Source organism: Pseudomonas sp. 51_B (assembly GCF_017491595.1).
GTDB lineage: Bacteria > Pseudomonadota > Gammaproteobacteria > Pseudomonadales > Pseudomonadaceae > Aquipseudomonas > Aquipseudomonas promysalinigenes.
The window spans coordinates 45,104-66,479 of sequence record NZ_JAFGYW010000018.1 but is presented as its reverse complement, the minus strand read 5'-3'; the positions used below and the strand labels follow the sequence as shown (position 1 = coordinate 66,479).

General features: G+C 64.2%; 2 protein-coding genes. Both read right to left on the bottom strand.

The window, feature by feature from the left end:
* Window positions 1–3: 3 nt before the first annotated feature.
* Entirely contained in the window at window positions 4–13,617 is a 13,614-nt protein-coding gene (locus tag J5M56_RS17870; RefSeq protein WP_207937460.1) for a non-ribosomal peptide synthase/polyketide synthase, read from the bottom strand.
* Window positions 13,610–21,376: a non-ribosomal peptide synthetase gene (locus J5M56_RS17865; RefSeq protein ID WP_207937459.1), complete on the bottom strand. Its 7,767-nt coding sequence runs from the start codon at window positions 21,374–21,376 to the stop codon at window positions 13,610–13,612. Before J5M56_RS17865 ends, J5M56_RS17870 begins: the two co-directional genes overlap by 8 nt.

The following is a 21,376-nucleotide window of genomic DNA, read 5'->3' as shown; positions in this document are numbered from 1 at the left end:
GGATCAGCCCAGACGTTGCAGGCAGTGCTCGACCAACAGCTCAAGCTCGTTGCAGTAGTCGTCCATCAACGTCTGCACCGTTTCGGGACGGTAACGGCGCGTGCTGTACACACAGCGCAACGCCAGGCAGCCGTCATAGACCTGGCCGATGATTTCCAGCCAGTTGCCAAGACGTGCAGCGGGGCTGTAGCAGTCCCCCGTACCTTCGCCAGCGGGCACCAGCAGCGCCTTGTCGTCAAAGCTCTGGTCGAACTGGCCCAGGTAGTTGAAGGTGACTCGGGCCTGCGGCAAGCGGGCCAAGCGTTCTCTCAAATCAGGCTCGCCCAGGTAACGCAGCACGCCATAACCGATGCCTTTGTTCGGCACAGCTTGCAGTTGCCCCTGAATGGCCAGGATCGAGTCGCCCATATCCCTCTCTGGTTGCAGACGTACCGGGAACATGCTGGTGAACCAGCCCAGCGTGCGCGACAAGTCGATGTTCTCGAACAAGTCTTCACGGCCATGCCCCTCCAGTTGCACCAGCACCGACTCCTGCTCGCTCCAGCGGCATAGCACGCGGCCCAAGGCAGTCAGCAACAGGTCGTTGATCTGCGTGCCATAGGCAGCAGGCGCTTGCTTGAGCAGGCGGCTGGTCGAGCTGATGTCCAGCACGACCCTGGCCACCGCCTGCTCACTGACCTGGTTGCGACCACGAGGGTTGTCGCAAGGCAACTCCTGAACCGGGCGGTCCAGTTGCTGTAGCCACCAGTCGGCTTGCTCGGCGGCGATCCGCCCGGCATCCTGGGCCAGATGTTCAACCCAAGTGCGGTAGCTGCTGCTACGCATGGGCAGGCGAGGTTCCTGCCCTTGGCAGCAAGCCTCGTAAGCGCTGCGCAAGTCTTCGAGCAACACACGCCACGACACGGCGTCCACCACCAGATGGTGGATGACCAGCAGCAGTCGTGCCTGGCCATCGGCCATGCTCACGTGCATGGCACGCCACATCGGCCCGTCGGCCAAGTCCAGGCTGCGTTGCGCTTGGTTGGCCAATCGCTCCAGCGCCTGTGCATCGGCGGCTTCGCGCCGCCACAGCTGCGGCGCGCTGAGGTGCTCGGCACAATAATGCTGCAGCCAGCGGCCACTGTCCCGGGTAAAGCGCAGGCGCAGTGAATCGTGGTGCCGCTCGATTATCCCCAGGGCTTGCTCCAACGCATCCAGGTCGAGCGAACCACGGGCCTTGAGCATCAGCGCCTGATTGAAGTGCTGCGGCTCGCGCATTTCTTCGGCGAACAGCCACTCCTGAATCGGCAGCAGGCGGAATGCGCCTTCCCTGACCTCACGGCTGTTGTCCTCGACTGGGCCACTGGCTGCTTCAGCCGGACGCTCGCAGATGCCGACGATAGTCTGATAACGCAACAGATCGCGTAGTTTCAAGTCCAGGTTCAGCACAGGGTGGTTCTTGACCCGTGAAACCACTTGCAGGCTGAGGATCGAGTCACCGCCCAGTTCGAAGAAGTTGTCTTCGATACCGACTTGCTCGACCTGCAGCACCTGCGCCCAGACCTCAGCCAGCAGTTGCTCTTGGAGATTGCGAGGCGCCACATAAGCCTGCTGCTGGAAGCTTGGCTCGGGCAGCGCTTTGCGATCGAGCTTGCCGTTGGGGGTGACCGGGAAGGCGGCCATGACCATGACCTGCACCGGCACCATCCAGTCAGGCAAGGTGGCGCGCAGGGCCGTTTTAAGGCTGTCACCTGACAGTGAATGCTCGCCCACCACGTACCCCACCAACTGCTTGCCCGAGGCACTGTCCCGGGCGATTACCAAAGCATCCCGCACACCTGCCTCACGGCGCAGCGCAGCTTCGACTTCGCCCAGCTCGATGCGGAAACCGCGTATCTTCACCTGCTGGTCGATCCGCCCCAGGTAATCAAGGATGCCATCCTCGCGCAGGCGCACCAGGTCACCGGTGCGGTACAACCGCCCGCCTGGGCTACCGAACGGGTCCGGCACGAAGCGTTCGGCGCTCTGCCCGGGCCGGTTCTGATAGCCACGGGCAACCCCCTCGCCACCGATGTACAGTTCACCGGCCAAGCCCACCGGCAACGGATTGAGCTGCTCGTCCAACACATGCAGGCTGCGCTCGCCCACAGCACGGCCAATGGGCGCATAGTCGGCGCCGCAAGGCTCGTCGCTCGCCGCTTTCCAAAGCAACGGCGTTACCACGGTTTCGGTGGGGCCATAGCCATTGGTGAAGTAGCGTGGGCGCAGCGCCGCGCGAACCTGCTCGAAGCTGCGCTCCGGCACTGCATCACCGCCGAAGCAATAAATGCTCACAGGCGGCGCGGGCGTACCGCTGCCTTCGACATACTCAGCGATCTGCTTGAGGTAAGCCGGTGGGAAGCAGGCGATGTCGATACGTTGCTCGTGCAATACCTGACAAGTCTGCTCTGGCGTCCACAAACTGCCATCGCGAATCACCAGCGTGCCTCCCACCATCAGCGTGGTCAGCCAGCGCTCGTGCGCGCCGTCGAAAGCGAATGACATGAAGTGCAACTCGCGCACGCCTGGCTGCATCTCGTACAGCTCGGCGATAGCCTGGCAATGCATGCTGAGCGGCCCTTGCGGGACTGCTACGCCTTTCGGCCGGCCAGTGGAACCTGAGGTGTAGATCAGGTAAGCCAGGTTGCCTGGCAGGGCTTGCGACGGCGGCGCAGTATCCTGCCATTGGCCCTCATCGGCGGCGTCGAGCAGTACCCTTTGAAGATTAGCCGGTGCGGGTATCCGCGCCTGCAAGGCACCCTCAGTCACCAGCAACGCCATCCCAGAGTCCTCGACCATGTACGCCAGGCGCTCGGCAGGGTAGTCGACGTCCAGGGGCAGGTAGGCGGCGCCTGTCTTCATCACCGCCAACAATGTCACCAGGGTTTGCACCGAACGTGGCAGGGCTACCCCAATCACACATTCAGGGCCGGCCCCCAGCGCCTGCAACCGGTTGGCCAGGCGATTGGCAGACTGCTCCAACTGCAGGTAATCGAGCTGCTCTGCGCCGCACTGCACCGCCACTGCATGTGGACGCTGCACGGCATGCCGAGCAATCAGCTCGACCAAGGATTGCGCCTGCCAACTACGGCCGGGTTGGGCGCTCCAGCAGTGCAGCGCGGTGCGCTGCGCCTGCGGCAAGCGCTGCAAATTACCCAGTGCGACGTGCGCATTGGCGAGCATTTCGTCGAGCAGGTGCTCCATCGTTTCACGAATGCTCTGCACCGCCGGTTCGCTGAAACAACCGCGCAGGTACAGGTATTCGATCGACAACTGCTCACCCAGATGCACCGCCAGGTCCATGGGGAAATTGGTGACATCGTGGTTGGACGATTGCCCAAAGCTCAAGCCACTGGCGGCGCTGTCACCCAGGCGCTGATCGATCGGGTAGTTCTCGAAGACGATGATGCTGTCGAACAACGGCTGGCCACCCTGCCCCGACCAACGCTGCACGTCGGCCAGCGGCACATGGGCGTGCTCGCGCAGTTCCAGGTTGTCGTGCTGCAGGGCCTGCAACCAGTCAAGCAATGGCTGCTGAGGGTCCATGCGGCCGATGACCGGCAGGGTATTGATGAACAGGCCCAGCATTCGGTCGGCCCCTGTCAGGCCTTCAGGGCGACCGGCCACCGTTGCGCCGAAGCAAGGCGCTGCCTGGCCGGTATAGCGCTGCAGCAACAGCAGCCAAGCACCTTGCACCAGGGTGTTGGCGGTGATCCGCAGCTCGCGGCAACGTTGATGCAGGCGCGCGGTGCGTTCCTCATCCCAGCGGGTGTACAGCGCATGGTGGCCCTGTTCGTCGCTGACATGGCGCGGATGCATGGCTTGGCTCAGGGAAGTCGGCTCGTCCAGGCGTTGCAGGCGGCCTTTCCAGAAGCGCTCGAGGGCACCCTGATCCTGGCGCTGCAGCCAGCCGATGAAGTCGCGATAGCGGCCCACCTCAGCGCTGCTGCTGCCATGGTGATACTGCTCCATCACCTCGCCAAACAACTGCGAGCTGGACCAGCCATCCATGAGAATGTGGTGGCTGGTCCAGGCCAAGTGATAGCTGTGCTCGGCAACGCGGATCAGCAGCAAACGCTGCAACGGCGCGCAGGTCAAGTCAAAGCCACGGGCGCATTGCGCTTCGAAGCGCTCGGCCAGCCGTTGCTGGTCTACCGCCTCGCCGCGCCAGTCGAGCAGCTCGAAGTCCAGGCGAGCCTGGCGATGCACAACCTGCACTGGGCGCGGCAGCCCTTGCCAGTGAAAACTGGTGCGCAGGATATCGTGGCGTGCCATGACGCGCTGCCAGGCCTGCGCGAAGCGTTGTGGATCCAGGCCCTCCACCGGCAGACAGACCTGGTTCACGTACAACGCCGAACCATTGTCGGACAGCGTATGGAACAGCATGCCCTCCTGCATCGGTGACAGAGCGTACAGGTCTTCGATATCTGGCACCGCAACAGGCAATGCATCGAGCTGGGCCTGATCGAGCCCGGCCAGCGGGAAATCCCCAGGCGTCACGCCGTGGTTGCCCGGTTGCAAGCAATGCTCAACCAGTGCCCGCAAAGCGCTTTCGAAGGCGTCTGCCAGCGCTTGAACCCGGCCTGGCTCGAAAGTGCATGCGCTGTAAGTCCAGCTCAGGCTCAACTCGCCTTGGTGAACCTGGCCATCAAGGTTCAACCAGTTGCCCAGGGGGGCATCCTCGTCGATACCGCTACCGGCCGACTCCTGGGCCAGGCGCCACAAGGCATGCTCTGCAGAGCCTGCATCGAACTGGCCAAGGTAGTTGAAGGTGATACGCGGCTGAGGCAGGGCTGCCAATGCTTCACGGTCAGCCAGCGCACCCAGGTGGCGTAGCAAGCCATAGCCTAGGCCTTTGTTGGGCACATTGCGCAGTTGTTCCTTGATGCGTTTGATCGAGGCGCCGATATCGGCGCCAGGCTGCAGGCGCACTGGATACAGGCTGGTGAACCAACCTAGGGTACGCGACAGATCGATGCCGTCGAACATCGCTTCGCGCCCGTGCCCCTCCAACTGCACCAACGCCGAGGCCTCGCCGCTCCACGTACATAGGGCCTGGGCCAGGGCGGTCAGCAACAAATCGTTGACCTGCGTACGATAGGCCGCTGGCGCCTGTTGCAGCAACGCGCGGGTCAGGGCAGTGTCGAAACGGCTGCTGTGGGTTCGGGCATGGCGTTTGGCCTGGCTGCCATCAGGGTGGTCGGCCGTGATGCCTTCTGCGCCCTCGGCAAGCTGGGCCTGCCAGTAGCTGAGCTCGGCACGCAGCTGCGCCGATTGCGCATGGGCGACCAGTTTCTCGCCCCAGACCTTGTAGGCGCTGGTTTTGGCTGGCAGGCGCAGCGCCTGGCCTTGTAGCAACTGCTGGTAAGCGCTTTGCAAGTCCTCCAGCAGAATGCGCCAGGACACACCATCAATGACCAGGTGGTGGGCTACCAATAGCAAACGTTGGCTGCCATCGGCCAGGCTGGCCAAGAGCACACGGCACACTGGCCCGTGCTCAAGCGACAGGCTGCGCTGAGCCTCAGCGGCAACCTGCGCAAAGTCACCGACCTGCACACAGTCCAACTGCACGGCCTGATCGACGTCGGCATGATACTGCACCCAGCCTTCGGCGCCTCTGCGATAGCGCAGACGCAGGGCATCGTGGTGCAGGGTGACCTGTGCCAGCGCAGCGCTCAGTACCTCGGCATCCAAGGCGTCGATTGGCTCTAGCACCAGGGCCTGGTTCCAGTGATCACGGGCCTTGATCTCGGTGTCGAAGAACAGCCGCTGAATCGGCAGCAACGGGGCCTCGCCAGTCACCGGCCCTTGCTCGGCCTGGCTGGCCTGCCCTTGTTCAGTGACACCGGCCAAACGCTGCAGGGTCTGAAGCTCGAAAACGTCTTTTGGCGTGAAGTGCAGGCCTTGCTGACGGGCGCGGCTAACCAACTGAATCGAGACGATGGAATCACCACCGAGCTCGAAGAAGTTGTCGTTCAGGCCAACCCGCTCGACCTTCAGCACGTCCTGCCAGATGCCGGCCAGGCGTTGCTCCAGTTCGCTTTGCGGCGCCTGGTATTCGCGTGAGGACTGGCCCAGCTGCGGTTTGGGCAAGGCCTTGCGGTCGAGCTTGCCGTTGGGCGACAGCGGCATGCGCTCGAGCAGCACCCACTGGCTAGGCACCATGTAGTCCGGCAGCACGGCGGCCAGGTGTGCCTTGATCGCCGCCAGGCTGTCAGGCTGTTCAGCGACCAGATACGCCACCAGCTGTCCTTCGGCGGCCACCACCACGGCTTCGCGCACGTCAGCCTGCTCTTGCAGGCGCGCTTCGATCTCGCCCAGTTCGATGCGCAGGCCGCGGATCTTCACCTGGTGGTCGATACGCCCGGCGTATTCGATCACCCCGCCCTCCCGCTGGCGGGCCAGGTCGCCCGTGCGGTACAGCCGCTGGCCTGCGCCAAATGGGCTGGTGACGAAGCGCTCAGCGGTCAGTGACGGGCGCCGGTGGTAACCGCGTGCCAGGCCAACACCGCCCAGGTACAGCTCGCCGGTCACACCGGGGCTGACAGGGTTCAACTCAGCGTCCAGCACGTAGGTCTGCAAGTTGGCGATGGGTTGCCCGATCGGCACGGCGTCCTTGCCTTCTTCCACGCACGTCCAGTGGGTCACGTCGATGGCCGCTTCGGTCGGGCCATACAGGTTGTACAAACTGCTGTGCGGCAACAGCGCCAGGGTTTGGCGTTGCAGCTCCATCGGCAGGGCTTCGCCGGAGCAGATGATCCGTTGCAGCGAGGTGCAGCGGGCGGCGTTTTCATCGCCGACAAAGGCCTGCAGCATCGACGGCACGAAGTGCAGCGTGCTGATGCGCTCGCGGGTGATCAGCTCGGCCAGGCGCGCCGGGTCGCGGTGGTCACCGGGCAGCGCCATCACCAGGCGCGCGCCTTCGCTCAGCGGCCAGAAGAACTCCCACACCGACACATCGAAGCTGAACGGCGTTTTCTGCAACACGCTGTCTGCGGCGGACAGCTGATAAGCCTCCTGCATCCAGGCCAGGCGGTTGTGCAAGGCGACATGGCGGTTGCCGGCGCCTTTGGGTTTGCCCGTGGAGCCGGAGGTGTAGATGACGTAGGCGAGGTTCTCCGGGTGCAGCGCTATGTTCAGGTTGCCGGCATCCAGGTCTTGCCAGGCCTCGGCCCGGTCCAGATCGAGCACGCTCAAGCCTGCGGGAATCGGCAGGCCTTCGCGCAGGTGCGACTGGGTCAACAGCAAGGCAATGCCGCTGTCTTGGAACATATAGGCCAGGCGGTCCTGGGGGTATTCAGGGTCCAGCGGCACATAGGCGCCACCGGCCTTGAGCACCGCCAGCAGGCCGACCACCATTTCAATCGAACGCTCGGCGGCGATGCCCACCAGTACATCCGGGCCTACGCCCATGCCGCGCAGGTGCTGGGCCAGGCGGTTGGCTTGGGTGTTCAGTTCGGCATAGCTCAGGGTACGGTCGGCGAAGCTCAGGGCTAGGGCCTGCGGTTGACGGGCGGCTTGCTGCTCGAACAACTGGTGCACATAAGGCGTGCCTGGGTAAGTGCGCGCCGTGGCGTTCCACTGCTCGACCACCTGCTGGCGATCGCTTTCCTGTAACAACGCAAGTTCACCCAGGGGGCTGTCGGGCTGAGCCATGAACTGCAGCAGCAACTGGGACAATTGCCCGGCCATGCGGCGAATGCTCGGCTCGGCAAAGTGCTGAGTCAGGTAATGGAAGGCCAGCTCCAGCTCATCACCGACCTGGGCGATCAGAGTCAAGGGATAACCGCTCTGCTCGCTGTAACGCAGATTGCTGAAGGCAAGGTCGCCTGGCGCAGCCTGCAGGGCTTCGGAAACCGGGTAGTTTTCGAACACCAGCAGCGTGTCGAACAGCGCCTCGCCGTTGCGCCCGGCCAAGCGTTGCACATCTGCCAGCGGCGTATGCTCATGATCACGCAAGGCCAGGTTCTGTGCTTGCACCACCTGGGCCCATTGGGCAACGCTGAGCGCGCCATCCGGTGTGGCAATCACTGGCAAGCTGTTGATGAACAGGCCCAGTTGCTGCTCGATTCCAGGCAGCTCAACGGGGCGACCGGATACGGTGGCACCCAGCGCAACCGTGCGCTGGCCGGTGTAGCGCTGCAACAGCAGCAACCATGCAGACTGCACCAAGGTGTTCAAGGTTATCTGTTGCTGCCTGGCGAACGCCTGCAGTCGGCCAGTCTGTTCAACGTCCAGCCGGGCACTGTGCAGGGCCTGGCCTGGTTTGGCCAGATCCGTCCGAGCGCAGGCCAGCGCCAGCCGGGTGGGCTCTTCCAAAGGCGCCAACTGGCCTTGCCAGAAGCCATGACTGGCCGCTTGGTCTTGCCCAAGCAACCATGCCAGGTAGTCCTGGTAACGACCTTCAGGCGCGAGAACAGCCTGGCCGGCATAAGTTTGCAGTACCTCGCCGAGCAGGCGGGAGTTACTCCAACCATCCATCAGGATGTGGTGGCTGGTGTAGATCAGGTGGTGGCTTGCAACGCCGGTGCGTACCAGGCAAAGGCGCAACAGCGGTGGGCAGGCGAGGTCGAAACCGCGCTCCAACTCCTGACGAGCACGCTCATCAAGCAGGCTGGCAGTCACCTCGTCGGCATCCTCGACGTTGATTTCCAGGCTTGCCTGGCGGTGTATCACCTGACGCGGAGCATCCAGCCCGGCATCCCAGAGGAAACCTGCGCGCAACAGTTCGTGACGGTCGACCGCCTGCTGCCAGGCACTGGCGAAGCGCTCGATGTCCAGGCCACGGATATCCAAGCGCATCTGGTTGAGGTAAGCGCGGCCATTGGCTTCATACACGCTGTGGAACAGCATGCCTTGCTGCATCGGTGACAGCGGGTAGATATCGGCGATCGCTCGAGCAGGCAGCGCCAATGCATCGAGCTGGGCCTGGTCAAGCTTGGCCAACGGTACATCGCTAGGCGTCAGGCCGGCGTGGGCGGGTGCCAGGCAATGTGCGATCAACGTCTCCAGGGCGTGTTGATAGGCTTGGGCCAGTCGCGTGATGGTCGCCTCGGTATACATCTGGCTGCTGTAGGTCCAGTTCAAGCTCAACTCGCCAGCAAACACCTGGCCATCGACGCTCAACCAATTGCCCAGCGGTGCCCGGGCATCTTGCCCGGCACCACGCCCTTCGTGGGCGGGCACCCAAAGCGCGCCCTCGGCGAAATCACCATCGAACTGCCCTAGGTAGTTGAAGGTGATGCGCGGCTGTGCCAAGGCTGCCAGGGCTGAACGCGCCTGCGCGCTGCCCAGGTGGCGCAGCAGGCCGTACCCCAGGCCTTTGTCCGGGGTAGCGCGCAGTTGTTCCTTGATGGCTTTGATGGACGCGGCAAGCTCGCCGGCCGGCGTCAGGCGCACCGGGAACATACTGGTGAACCACCCCAGCGTGCGCGACAGGTCGATATCGCTGAACAGGTCCTCGCGGCCGTGCCCTTCAAGCTGTACCAGCGCCGATGACTCGCCGCTCCAGGCACAGATCACCTGCGCCAAGGCTGTCAGCAGCAGGTCGTTGACCTGGGTACGGTACGCCGCGGGCGCTTCTTGCAGCAGTTGACGGGTACGGGTGGCGTCCAGGCGGGTAGTTATGCTGCGCGCATGCTGGTTGTCCATGGCGCCGTCGGGGTTGTCGCGCGGCAGATCCTGTGGCGCACCATCGAGCACACGCTGCCAGTAACTGAGCTGCTGGGCCATGGATTCGGAACGGGCATGTTGCCTCAGGCGTTCGCCCCAGGCCTTGTAAGCGGTGGTCTTGGCCGGTAATTGCAGCGCCTGCCCCGCTTGCAGTTGACGGTAGGCGGTTTGCAGATCCTCCAGCAGAATACGCCAGGAGACGCCATCGATAACCAAGTGGTGAACAGCCAGCAGCAGGCGCTGGGTACCGTCTGGCAGGGTCATCAATGCAAGGCGCAGCATCGGGCCTGCGGTCAGGTCCAGGCTGCGTTGCACCTCGGTGCAGTACGCCGTCAGATCATCAAGGCTGCGCAACTGGTGGGTCCAGATGAGCCCTTCGGCGCTCGCCTGTGGCTGATGGGTCTGTACCCAGGCTCCCTCGACCTGGCGATAACGCAGGCGCAGGGCATCATGGTGCAGCAGCAGTGCGGCCAGCGCAGCGGTCAACCGTTGGCTGTCCAGCGGCTCGGCCGGAGCCAGCAGTAATGACTGGTTCCAGTGCTGTCGGTTGGGTACTTCACTGGCGAAGAACGCTTGCTGGATCGGGAGTAACGGTGCATCACCAAGCACCGGGCCCTGGTCGATCTGCAAGGTTTCGCTCAACTGTGCAACTGTTGCCAGGCGGCGGATGCTCTGGTGCTGGAACAGGTCACGTGGGGCCAAGCGGATGCCGGCCTGGCGCGCCCGGCTGACGATCTGGATGGAAATGATCGAATCACCGCCCAGCTCGAAGAAATTGTCGTCGATACCTACCTGCTGCACACGCAGTACGTCCTGCCAGATAAAGGCCAGACGTTGCTCGAGGTCGTTTCCAGGCGCCTGGTATTCGGTGCGCGTTTGCGCAGGGTCCGGCTTAGGCAGCGCCTTGCGGTCGAGCTTGCCGTTGGGCGACAGCGGCATCTGCTCCAGCAGCATCCATTGCGCGGGGACCATGTAATCTGGCAACGCTTCCAGCAGCTGCGCCTTGACGCCTTGCAGGTACCCCCCCTGGATCTCAGCTTCAGCGCGTGCCAGCGAGGTTGGCTCCGGCACTACATAGGCCACCAGTTGCTTGCCGCTTGGGCCATCGGCGGCCACCACCACCGCTTCGCGCACGTCAGCCTGCTCTTGCAGGCGCGCTTCGATCTCGCCCAGTTCGATACGCAGGCCGCGGATCTTCACCTGGTGGTCGATACGCCCGGCGTATTCGATCACCCCGTTCTCCCGCTGGCGGGCCAGGTCGCCCGTGCGGTACAGCCGCTGGCCTGCGCCAAATGGGCTGGTGACGAAGCGCTCGGCGGTCAGCGACGGGCGCCGGTGGTAACCGCGTGCCAGGCCAACACCGCCCAGGTACAGCTCGCCGGTCACACCGGGGCTGACAGGGTTCAGCTCAGCGTCCAGCACGTAGGTCTGCAAGTTGGCGATGGGTTGCCCGATCGGCACGGCATCCTGGCCTTCTTCCACGCACGTCCAGTGGGTCACGTCGATGGCCGCTTCGGTCGGGCCATACAGGTTGTACAAACCGCTGTGCGGCAACAGCGCCAGGGTCTGGCGTTGCAGCTCCACCGGCAGGGCTTCGCCGGAGCAGATGATCCGTTGCAGCGAGGTGCAGCGGGCGGCGTTTTCATCGCCAACAAAGGCCTGCAGCATCGACGGCACGAAGTGCAGCGTGCTGATGCGCTCGCGGGTGATCAGCTCGGCCAGGCGCGCCGGGTCGCGGTGGTCACCGGGCAGCGCCATCACCAGGCGCGCGCCTTCGCTCAGCGGCCAGAAGAATTCCCACACCGACACATCGAAGCTGAACGGCGTTTTCTGCAACACGCTGTCTGCGGCTGACAGCTGATAAGCCTCCTGCATCCAGGCCAGGCGGTTGTGCAAGGCGACATGGCGGTTGCCGGCGCCTTTGGGTTTGCCCGTGGAGCCGGAGGTGTAGATGACGTAGGCGAGGTTTTCCGGGTGCAGCGCTACGTTCAGATTGCCGGCATCCAGGCCTTGCCAGGCCTCGGCCCGGTCCAGATCGAGCACGCTCAAGCCTTCGGGAATCGGCAGGCCTTCGCGCAGGTGCGACTGGGTCAACAGCAAGGCGATACCGCTGTCTTGGAACATATAGGCCAGGCGGTCCTGGGGGTATTCAGGGTCCAGCGGCACATAGGCGCCACCGGCCTTGAGCACCGCCAGCAGGCCGACCACCATTTCAATCGAACGCTCGGCGGCGATGCCCACCAGTACATCCGGGCCTACGCCCATGCCGCGCAGGTGCTGGGCCAGGCGGTTGGCTTGGGTGTTCAGTTCGGCATAGCTCAGGGTACGGTCGGCGAAGCTCAGTGCTGGGCCCTGCGGTTGACGAGCGACCTGCTGCTCAAACAACTGGTGCACATAGGGCGTGCCTGGGTAAGTGCGCGCCGTGGCGTTCCAACCGGTGATCGCAAGCGCTCGCTCGTCATCCTGCAGCATGGGCAAATCGCCCATACGTTGTGTTGGACTGGCGATGATTGCTCGCAATAGGTTCTGCCAGTGCACGCCCATGCGCTGGATGCGCGGGGCATCGAACAGGTCGGTCGAGTAGATCAGCGATGCACTGAGGCCTTGCGGGTGTTCAGTACAATCCAAGCTCAGATCGAACTGCGCGGTGGGCATGGCCCACTGCATCTGCGCCACTTCCAAACCCGGCAGTTTCAGGCCTTCATCGATAGCCCCATCGCTCACCTGATAGTTGAACATCACCTGGAACAGCGGGCTGTGACTCAGGCTGCGCTCTGGCTGCAAGGCTTCGACCAGTTGTTCGAACGGCAGGTCTTGATGGGCCTGTGCCTCCAAGGACGCCTGGCGCACTTGTTTGAGCAGGTCGAGGAAGCTCGCTTGGGCATCGATGTCCGCACGCAGTACTTGGGTGTTGACGAAGAAGCCCAATAGGCGCTCGGTTTCGGCGCGGTTGCGGTTGGCCGAAGGCACCCCAACACGGATGTCTTGCTGGCCACTGTAGCGGTGCAGCAATAGCTGGAAGGATGCCAGCAACACCATGAACGGTGTGCAGCCCTGGGCCTGGGCCAACTGCCGCACGCCTTGCAGCAACGGCGGATGCAATTGGAGAATCTCGCGGCTACCCTGGCTGCTGCGACGCGCAGGCCGCGGGCGGTCGAACGGCAACTCGAGCGGGCCTTGCTCGCCGACCAGCCGTTGCGTCCAATAGCTCAGTTGCCGCTCGCGCTCACCAGCGGCCAGCCATTGGCGCTGCCAGGCGGCGTAATCGGCATACTGAATCGGCAAGGGCGGCAGTTGAGCCGCATAGCCTTGGCAATGTGCCTGATAGAAGGTGATCAACTCGTCGACCATCAGCTGCATGGACCAGCCGTCAGAGACGATATGGTGCTGAGTCAACACCAAGACCCTGTCCGTCTCGCTCACCTCTAGCAGCGCTACCCGCAGCAAAGGGCCTGCCTCCAGATCGAACGGGCCGGTGGCCTCTGCCTCGATGGCAGCTAACAACGCCACCTCATCGGCGTGCAGCAAACTGCGCGTATCGACCGCCACCGCTCCAACGGGGTCGATGCATTGGCGGGGCTGGCCATCGCCATCGATGAAAATGCGCGTGCGCAGCGTCTGATGCCGTGCTGCAAGATCAGCGAAGGACTGGCGCAGGGCGTCAAGGTCAAGTGCCCCGCGCAAGCGCAACACGGTCACCATATTGTAGGCAGCGCCCTCCGGGTCCAGCTGCCAGAGCACCCACTGGCGTTGCTGGGCGTAAGAGAGACGGGGCATTTCGCCGTCGGCCAGCGGCACGATGGGCAGGCGGCCCAGATCGATACCCTTCTCCAACAGGCGCTTGAACAGCGCCACGCGCTTGTCATGGCCTAGCCCGCTGATCCGCTGGACCAGCTCATTGCCCTGTTGGGTCCCTTGCTTAAGCATCAAATGCCTCCAGTTCGTCCAAGGCGTCAAAAATCGCGTCGTAGTCTTGCTCTAACGGGCTTGCTTGGCCTGCAACCAAGGCCGTCATGGCGGCAAGGTTCTCGGCGAGGTAGGCGTGCTGGATCGGCAACTCGATGGACAACTCGCTCTTGATCCGGGAAACCAGGCGCACCATCAGCAGCGAATGCCCGCCCAGCTCGAAGAAGTTGTCGTTCAAGCCCACCCGCTCGACCTTCAACACGTCCTGCCAGATGCCGGCCAGGCGTTGCTCCAGTTCGCTTTGCGGCGCCTGGTATTCGCGTGAGGACTGGCCCAGCTGCGGTTTGGGCAAGGCCTCACGGTCGAGCTTGCCGTTGGGCGACAACGGCATGCGCTCGAGCAGCACCCACTGGCTTGGCACCATGTAGTCCGGCAGCACGGCGGCCAGGTGTGCCTTGATCGCCGCCAGGCTGTCAGGCTGTTCAGCGACCAGATACGCCACCAGCTGTCCTTCGGCGGCCACCACCACGGCTTCGCGCACGTCAGCCTGCTCTTGCAGGCGCGCTTCGATCTCGCCCAGTTCGATACGCAGGCCGCGGATCTTCACCTGGTGGTCGATACGCCCGGCGTATTCGATCACCCCGTCCTCCCGCTGGCGGGCCAGGTCGCCCGTGCGGTACAGCCGCTGGCCTGCGCCAAATGGGCTGGTGACGAAGCGCTCGGCGGTCAGCGACGGGCGCCGGTGGTAACCGCGTGCCAGGCCAACACCGCCCAGGTACAGCTCGCCGGTCACACCGGGGCTGACAGGGTTCAGCTCAGCGTCCAGCACGTAGGTCTGCAAGTTGGCGATGGGTTGCCCGATCGGCACGGCGTCCTTGCCTTCTTCCACGCACGTCCAGTGGGTCACGTCGATGGCCGCTTCGGTCGGGCCATACAGGTTGTACAAACCGCTGTGCGGCAACAGCGCCAGGGTCTGGCGTTGCAGCTCCACCGGCAGGGCTTCGCCGGAGCAGATGATCCGTTGCAGCGAGGTGCAGCGGGCGGCGTTTTCATCGCCGACAAAGGCCTGCAGCATCGACGGCACGAAGTGCAGCGTGCTGATGCGCTCGCGGGTGATCAGCTCGGCCAGGCGCGCCGGGTCGCGGTGGTCACCGGGCAGCGCCATCACCAGGCGCGCGCCTTCGCTCAGCGGCCAGAAGAACTCCCACACCGACACATCGAAGCTGAACGGCGTTTTCTGCAACACGCTGTCTGCGGCTGACAGCTGATAAGCCTCCTGCATCCAGGCCAGGCGGTTGTGCAAGGCGACATGGCGGTTGCCGGCGCCTTTGGGTTTGCCCGTGGAGCCGGAGGTGTAGATGACGTAGGCGAGGTTTTCCGGGTGCAGCGCTACGTTCAGATTGCCGGCATCCAGGCCTTGCCAGGCCTCGGCCCGGTCCAGATCGAGCACCCTCAAGCCTTCGGGAATCGGCAGGCCTTCGCGCAGGTGCGACTGGGTCAACAGCAAGGCGATACCGCTGTCTTGGAACATATAGGCCAGGCGGTCCTGGGGGTATTCAGGGTCCAGCGGCACATAGGCGCCACCGGCCTTGAGCACCGCCAGCAGGCCGACCACCATTTCAATCGAACGCTCGGCGGCGATGCCCACCAGTACATCCGGGCCTACGCCCATGCCGCGCAGGTGCTGGGCCAGGCGGTTGGCTTGGGTGTTCAGTTCGGCATAGCTCAGGGTACGGTCGGCGAAGCTCAGGGCTGGGGCCTGCGGTTGACGGGCGACCTGCTGCTCGAACAACTGGTGCACATAAGGCGTGCCTGGGTAATTGCGCGCCGTGGCGTTCCAGCCCTGCACGATGCGTGAGTAGTCCGCCGAATTCACCAGCCCGAAACTGCCTATCAACGCCTGCGGCGCAGTGGCAAAGCCTTCCAGCAGATGACGTAGCTCGGCTGCAATCTGCTGCACCTGCTCATCGACGAAGACCTGGCGCTGGAAAGCGAAGGTCAACTGCATCTGTTCGCGTGCTTCGGCAATCAGCGTCAACGGGTAACCGCTGTACTCCTGATAGTGCAGCCCCGAAAGGCGCAGCCCGGCACTGCTGTCCGACAGGCTCTGCGCCAATGGGTAGTTTTCGAACACCAGCAGGCTGTCGAACAATGCCTCGCCATTGCGCCCAGCCGCCGCCTGAATGGCATACAACGGCAGGAATTCGTACTCACGCAGGCGCAGGTTCAGCGCCTGTATCTCGCGCACCCAGTCAGCAACCGTCAGCTGCCCTCGCGGCTCGGCCGCCACCGGCAAAGTGTTGATGAACAGGCCCAACTGCTGCTCGATCCCAGGCAACTCGGCTGGGCGCCCGGACACCGTGGCACCGAAGCACGGCCGGCGCTGGCCGGTACGGCGCTGCAGCAGCAGCGCCCAGGCAGCCTGCAGCACGCTGTTGAGGGTTACCTGCTGAGCCTGTGCGAAGCGTTTGAGGCCCTGGCTCAGTGCCTGGCCCAGCTCGAGCACGACCGCGCCCTGCCCCGACTGGCTGGCAGCATGGCCGGTGCCGAGCAGCGATGGGCCGTCCAGATCCCGCAGTTGGGCTTTCCAGAATGCCTCGGCAGCTGCACGGTCCTGCTGCTGCAACCAACCGAGGTAGTCGCTGCGCGGTGCCTGCAAAGGCGCCGCAGGTTGCCCGCCGTATGCCTGCATCACGGCCGCGAACAGCAGCGAATTGCTCCAGCCGTCCATGAGAATGTGGTGGCTGGTGTAGATCAGGTGATGACGCTGTGGCCCTGTGCGCACCAGCACCAGGCGCAGCAGCGGCGTTTGGCCAAGGTCGAAAGCGCGCAGCGTTTCGGCTTGCGTCAGCGCTTGCAGGCGCGCTTCGATATCGGCCTCGCCAACCCAGTCGAAACGCTGCACCGGCAGCTCGACATGGCGCAATACCACTTGGCGTGGCGCTTCCAGGCCCTGCTCCCAGACAAACCCGGCGCGCAATGCCTCGTGCTGGTCCAGCGCCCGCTGCCAAGCCTGGATGAACCGTTCCGGCTCCAGGTCGTCGAGGTCCAGGCGCAGGCGGTTGACATAGCTGCTGGGCTGGCCGTCGTACAGGCTATGGAACAACATGCCTTCCTGCATCGGCGCCAACGGGTAGATCTGCTCGACCTGTCGCAGGTCGACCGGCAGGGCATCGAGCTGGGCCTGGCTCAAGCCTGCCAGTGGGAAGTCGGCCGGTGTGGCACCGCCAGCCTGCTCGTCCAGGCAATGGCTGACCAGGGCACTCAGTTCACGCGCATAGTCATCTGCCAGCGCACTGATCTCAGGTTCGTCGAACATCGCCTGGCTGAAGGTGAAGCCAAGCTCCAGTTCACCGCCCAGCACCTGGCCATTGACGCTCAGCCAGTTGCCCAGTGGGGCATCGGCTGCCTGGGTAGGGCCGACGCTTTCCAGCGCGGGTGCGAAAAGCCGCTCGTCACCGAAGGCCTGGTCGAACTGGCCGAGGTAGTTGAAAGTCACCCGCGCTTGCGGCAACGCTTGCAACGCCGCCTGCTGCGCCGGGCTGCCAAGGTAACGCAGCACGCCATAACCCATCCCGCGCTCAGGCACGGCGCGCAACTGCTCCTTGATGCTTTTGAGCGAGCCTGCCAGGTCATCGGTCGGGGTCAGTGCAACCGGGAACAACGTGGTGAACCAGCCTACGCAGCGGCTCAGGTCAACGTCGTCGAACAGGTCCTCGCGGCCATGGCCCTCCAACTGTACCAACGCACTAGGCTGCCCAGTCCACCGGCACAACACTCGCGCCAGCGCGGTGAGCAGCAGGTCGTTGACCTGCGTGCGATAGGCAGCCGGCGCCTGTTGCAGCAACTGCTCGGTGATGTGGGCCGGCAACCGGCAGTGCACGGTACGCGCGTCGCGCACTTGCAGCTTGGCGTCGCAACGGGCAGCAGGCAGTTCGCCACTTAGCCCGTCAAGGCTCGCTTGCCAGTAGGCCAGTGCTTGAGCAACGGCAGGCGCCTGGGCCCAGCTTGCCAGGCGCTCGGCCCAGGCCTTGAAGGCGCTGCCCTTTTCCGCCAGCGACGGTGCTCGCCCGGCCAGCAGGGCGTTGCAGACGTGCTCCAGGTCTTCCAGCAGCACCCGCCAGGAAACACCGTCCACAACCAGGTGATGGATGACCAGCAGCAGGCGCTGGCCCCCTTCCTCAAGGTCGCACAGCACGGCGCGCAGCAGTGGCCCTTGGGCCAGGTCGAGACTGCCCTGGGCTTGTTCGGCGATGGCCTGCAACTGCTCGGCATCGGCCACCTGGCGATGCCAAAGCAGCCCATCAGCCACGTGAGTTCGGTGTTCGGCGCGCCAACTGCCGTCCACATTGCTGAACGCCAGGCGCAGGGCATCATGCTGAGCGATCAGCAGCGCCAGCGCCTGCTCGACGATGTTCGCCGGCAACGCCTGGCGCGGTTGCAGCATGACGGCCTGGTTATAGTGCGCGGGCTGGCGCATAGACATTTCGAAGAAACGCGCCTGCACCGGCAGCAACGGCATGCGGCCGCTGACCTGTGCTGCAGCGGCTGGCTTGGCCACTGCTTCGACCAGCTTGGCAACCTGGGCCAATTCAACGATGGTCTGTTTTTCGAACAGCTGGCGCGGGCTGAGCTTGATGCCCTGACGCTTGGCCCGGGCGATGATCTGCAAGCTAAGGATGGAGTCGCCGCCGAGCTCGAAGAAGTTGTCTTCAACGCCGATATCGTCACGCTTGAGCACCGCTTGCCAGATGGCCAGTAGCTGCTCCTCCAGCGCGCTGCCAGGGGCAACCTGCCGTTTGAGCGGCGCCAGCGGCGGCGGCAGTGCGCGGCGGTCGAGCTTGCCATTGGCGGTCAGCGGCAGGCGCTCGAGCAACTGCAGATGGGCCGGCACCAGGTAGTCGGGCAGCAGTGCCTGCAACTGCTCGCGCAGGGTCTGGGCGCTCAGCGCAGGGTTGCTTGGCACGCACCAGGCAACCAACTGCAATTGCGTAGGTTCATCCCCTTGCGGCAGCGCCAGCACCACGGCGTCATGCACCCCGGCCAGGCCGCGCAGCACACGGGCGACCTCCCCCGGCTCCACACGATAGCCGCGGATCTTCACCTGGTCGTCAGCACGCCCGATGAAATGCAGCAAACCTGCATCATCACGCTGCACACGGTCGCCGCTGCGGTACAGGCGCGCGCCCGGTGCGCCGAATGGGTCAGGCACGAAACGTTCGGCGGTCAGTGCTGCCTGGCCGAGATAGCCATGGGCCAGGCTCTGGCCGCCAATGTACAGTTCACCGGCCACCCGCGCTGGCGACTCATTGAGCACATCGTCGAGCACCCACACGCTGGCACCGGGCAGCGCTGTGCCCAGGGGTACCGCTTGTTGAGCTTCACCGTGCAGCTCATGGGTCAGCACACCAACCGTGGTTTCGCTGGGGCCATAGTGGTTGATGAAGCGGCAATTGGGCTTGAGCGCCCGCACGTGCTGGTACAGCGCAGGTGAGCAGGCCTCGCCGCCCACGATAAGGGCATGCTCAGGTAGAACCTGCGCGGGGTTGGCGGCCTGCAGCAAGCCGTTCAGGTGGCTTGGAACGATCTTCAGCACGCCGATGCGCTGCTCAGCCATGTAGGCAGCGAAGGCATCAGGATCCAAGCCCAAGGCTTGCGGCAACACATGCAGGGTACGCCCGGAGCACAGGGCACCGAACAGCACCGTATGGCCAAGGTCGGCAGCAATGGTCGAGGCCAGCGCCATGCTGGCATCTGCCGCCAGGTCCAGCCGGTGCAACAGGCCATCGACGTAGCTGGCCAGCGCACCATGGCTGACCAGCACACCCTTGGGCTGGCCGGTGGAGCCCGAGGTATGGATTACATAGGCCGGTGCGGCTTCCAAGATATGGCTCGATGGCGCGTGATCCGGCAGCGAGGCCCAGCACTGTGGTGCGTAAACCTGCACCTGGCATCCTGCTTCGGCCAACACCTGCTGGCGGGCTTCATTCGCCTCGCACAGCAGCACCGCCGCCCGGCTGCGTTGCAGCATGCCCTGCAAGCGCTCGGTGGGCGCCTTGGTGTCGAGCGGCATGTACACGCCGCCTGCCTTTAGAGTCCCCAGCAGGCACACTAGCCAGTCCAGCGAGCGGTCCATCAACAAGGCGACCGGCGCACCGCTGACCACGCCCAGCCTGCGCAAGTGCTGCGCCAGGCGATTGGCCTGCTTGTCCAGTTCGCCATGGCTGAGCCGCTGCCCGGCACAAACTGCGGCCAGGCCGTTGGGCTGGCGGCGCACTTGCTCGTCCCAGCGTTGCAGCACCAAAGCCGGCTGCGCACCCTGGCTGATGAACTGGGCGACAGGCGCCTTGACCAAGCTGTGCAGCGGCGCATCTGGCGCGTCCAGCAGCGTCTGGAACAGCCCGCGCAACACCTCGATGAAACCCTCGATGCTGGCGCGTTGGTACAGGTCGCTGGCGTAGGTCATCTCGCCCTGTATCAGGCTACCGTCGTCGGTGATGTCCAACGCGAGGTCGAAGTGGGTGCCCTCTTTGCGCAGCGGGTACTCGCAGACGCTAAGCCCTGGCAACTGCAGCGCGGTCTGTTTCTGCACGCCGACGTTCTGGTTGAACTTGGCCTGGAACAAAGGGTTGTGGCCAAGGCTGCGCTGCGGCGCGAGCACTTCCACCAGTTGTTCGAACGGCAACTCCTGATTGGCCTGGGCGGCGAAGGTCGCTTCGCGCACCCGCACCAGCATTTCACTGAAAGACAGGCGCTCATCAACCACACAGCGCAGCACCTGGGTGTTGACGAAGAAACCGATCAGGCCTTCGACTTCTTCGCGCCCACGGTTGGCGTTGGGCACACCGATGCGAATATCGCGCTGGCCACTGTGACGCGACAGGAACAGCGCATAGCCGGTCAACATGAGCATGAACAGGGTCACGCCCTGGGCCCGGGCAGCATCGCGCAGACGTTGCGACAAAGGCTGGCCAAAATCGAACTTCAGCGTCTGCCCTTGCAGGCTCTGCACCGGTGGGCGCGGGAAATCGGCAGCCACATCCAGCAGCGGATGTTCATCACCCAATTGTTCGCACCAATGCTGCAACTGGCGCTCACCCTCACCGGCTTCCAACCAACGGCGCTGCCACACGGCGTAGTCGGCATACTGCAGCGGCAGGGCTGGCAGGTGCTGGGCGCCACCCTGGTAGCACTGCACGAACTCGCGGACCATCACATCCATCGACCAACCGTCACTGACGATGTGGTGCATGCACACCACTAGCACCTGTTCATCCGCGCTCAGGCGCAACAGGCTGGCCCGCAACAGCGGCCCATTGAGCAGATCGAATGGGCGAGCGACCTCGTCCTGCACCACGCGCGCCAGCTCCGTTTCGTCAGCGTTGCCAAGATCGACCCGGCGCAGCGCCAGCGGCGCTGGCGGCAAAACCCGTTGCAGCGGCTGCTCGCCATCGACCTGGAACACCGTGCGCAGCGATTCGTGGCGCTCGATCAGGGTGTCGAAAGCAGCTTGCAAGCGGCACTCGTCGAGCTCGCCGCGCAGGCGTAGGCCAGCGGCCATGTTATAGGCAGCGCTTTGCGGGTCGAGCTGCCAAAGGAACAGCAGGCGTTGCTGGGCATAGGACAGCGGTATCGCCTGCCGGCCATGGCGGCTGACTGGAATTGGCAGCAGGCCGAAGTCCTTGCCCTGCTGGCCAAGCTTGGTGAGGAACTGGCGGCGTTGTTCGAGCGGCATCGCGATAAACTTTTCAGCGATACGCAGCGTCGTGTTGCGGGTCAT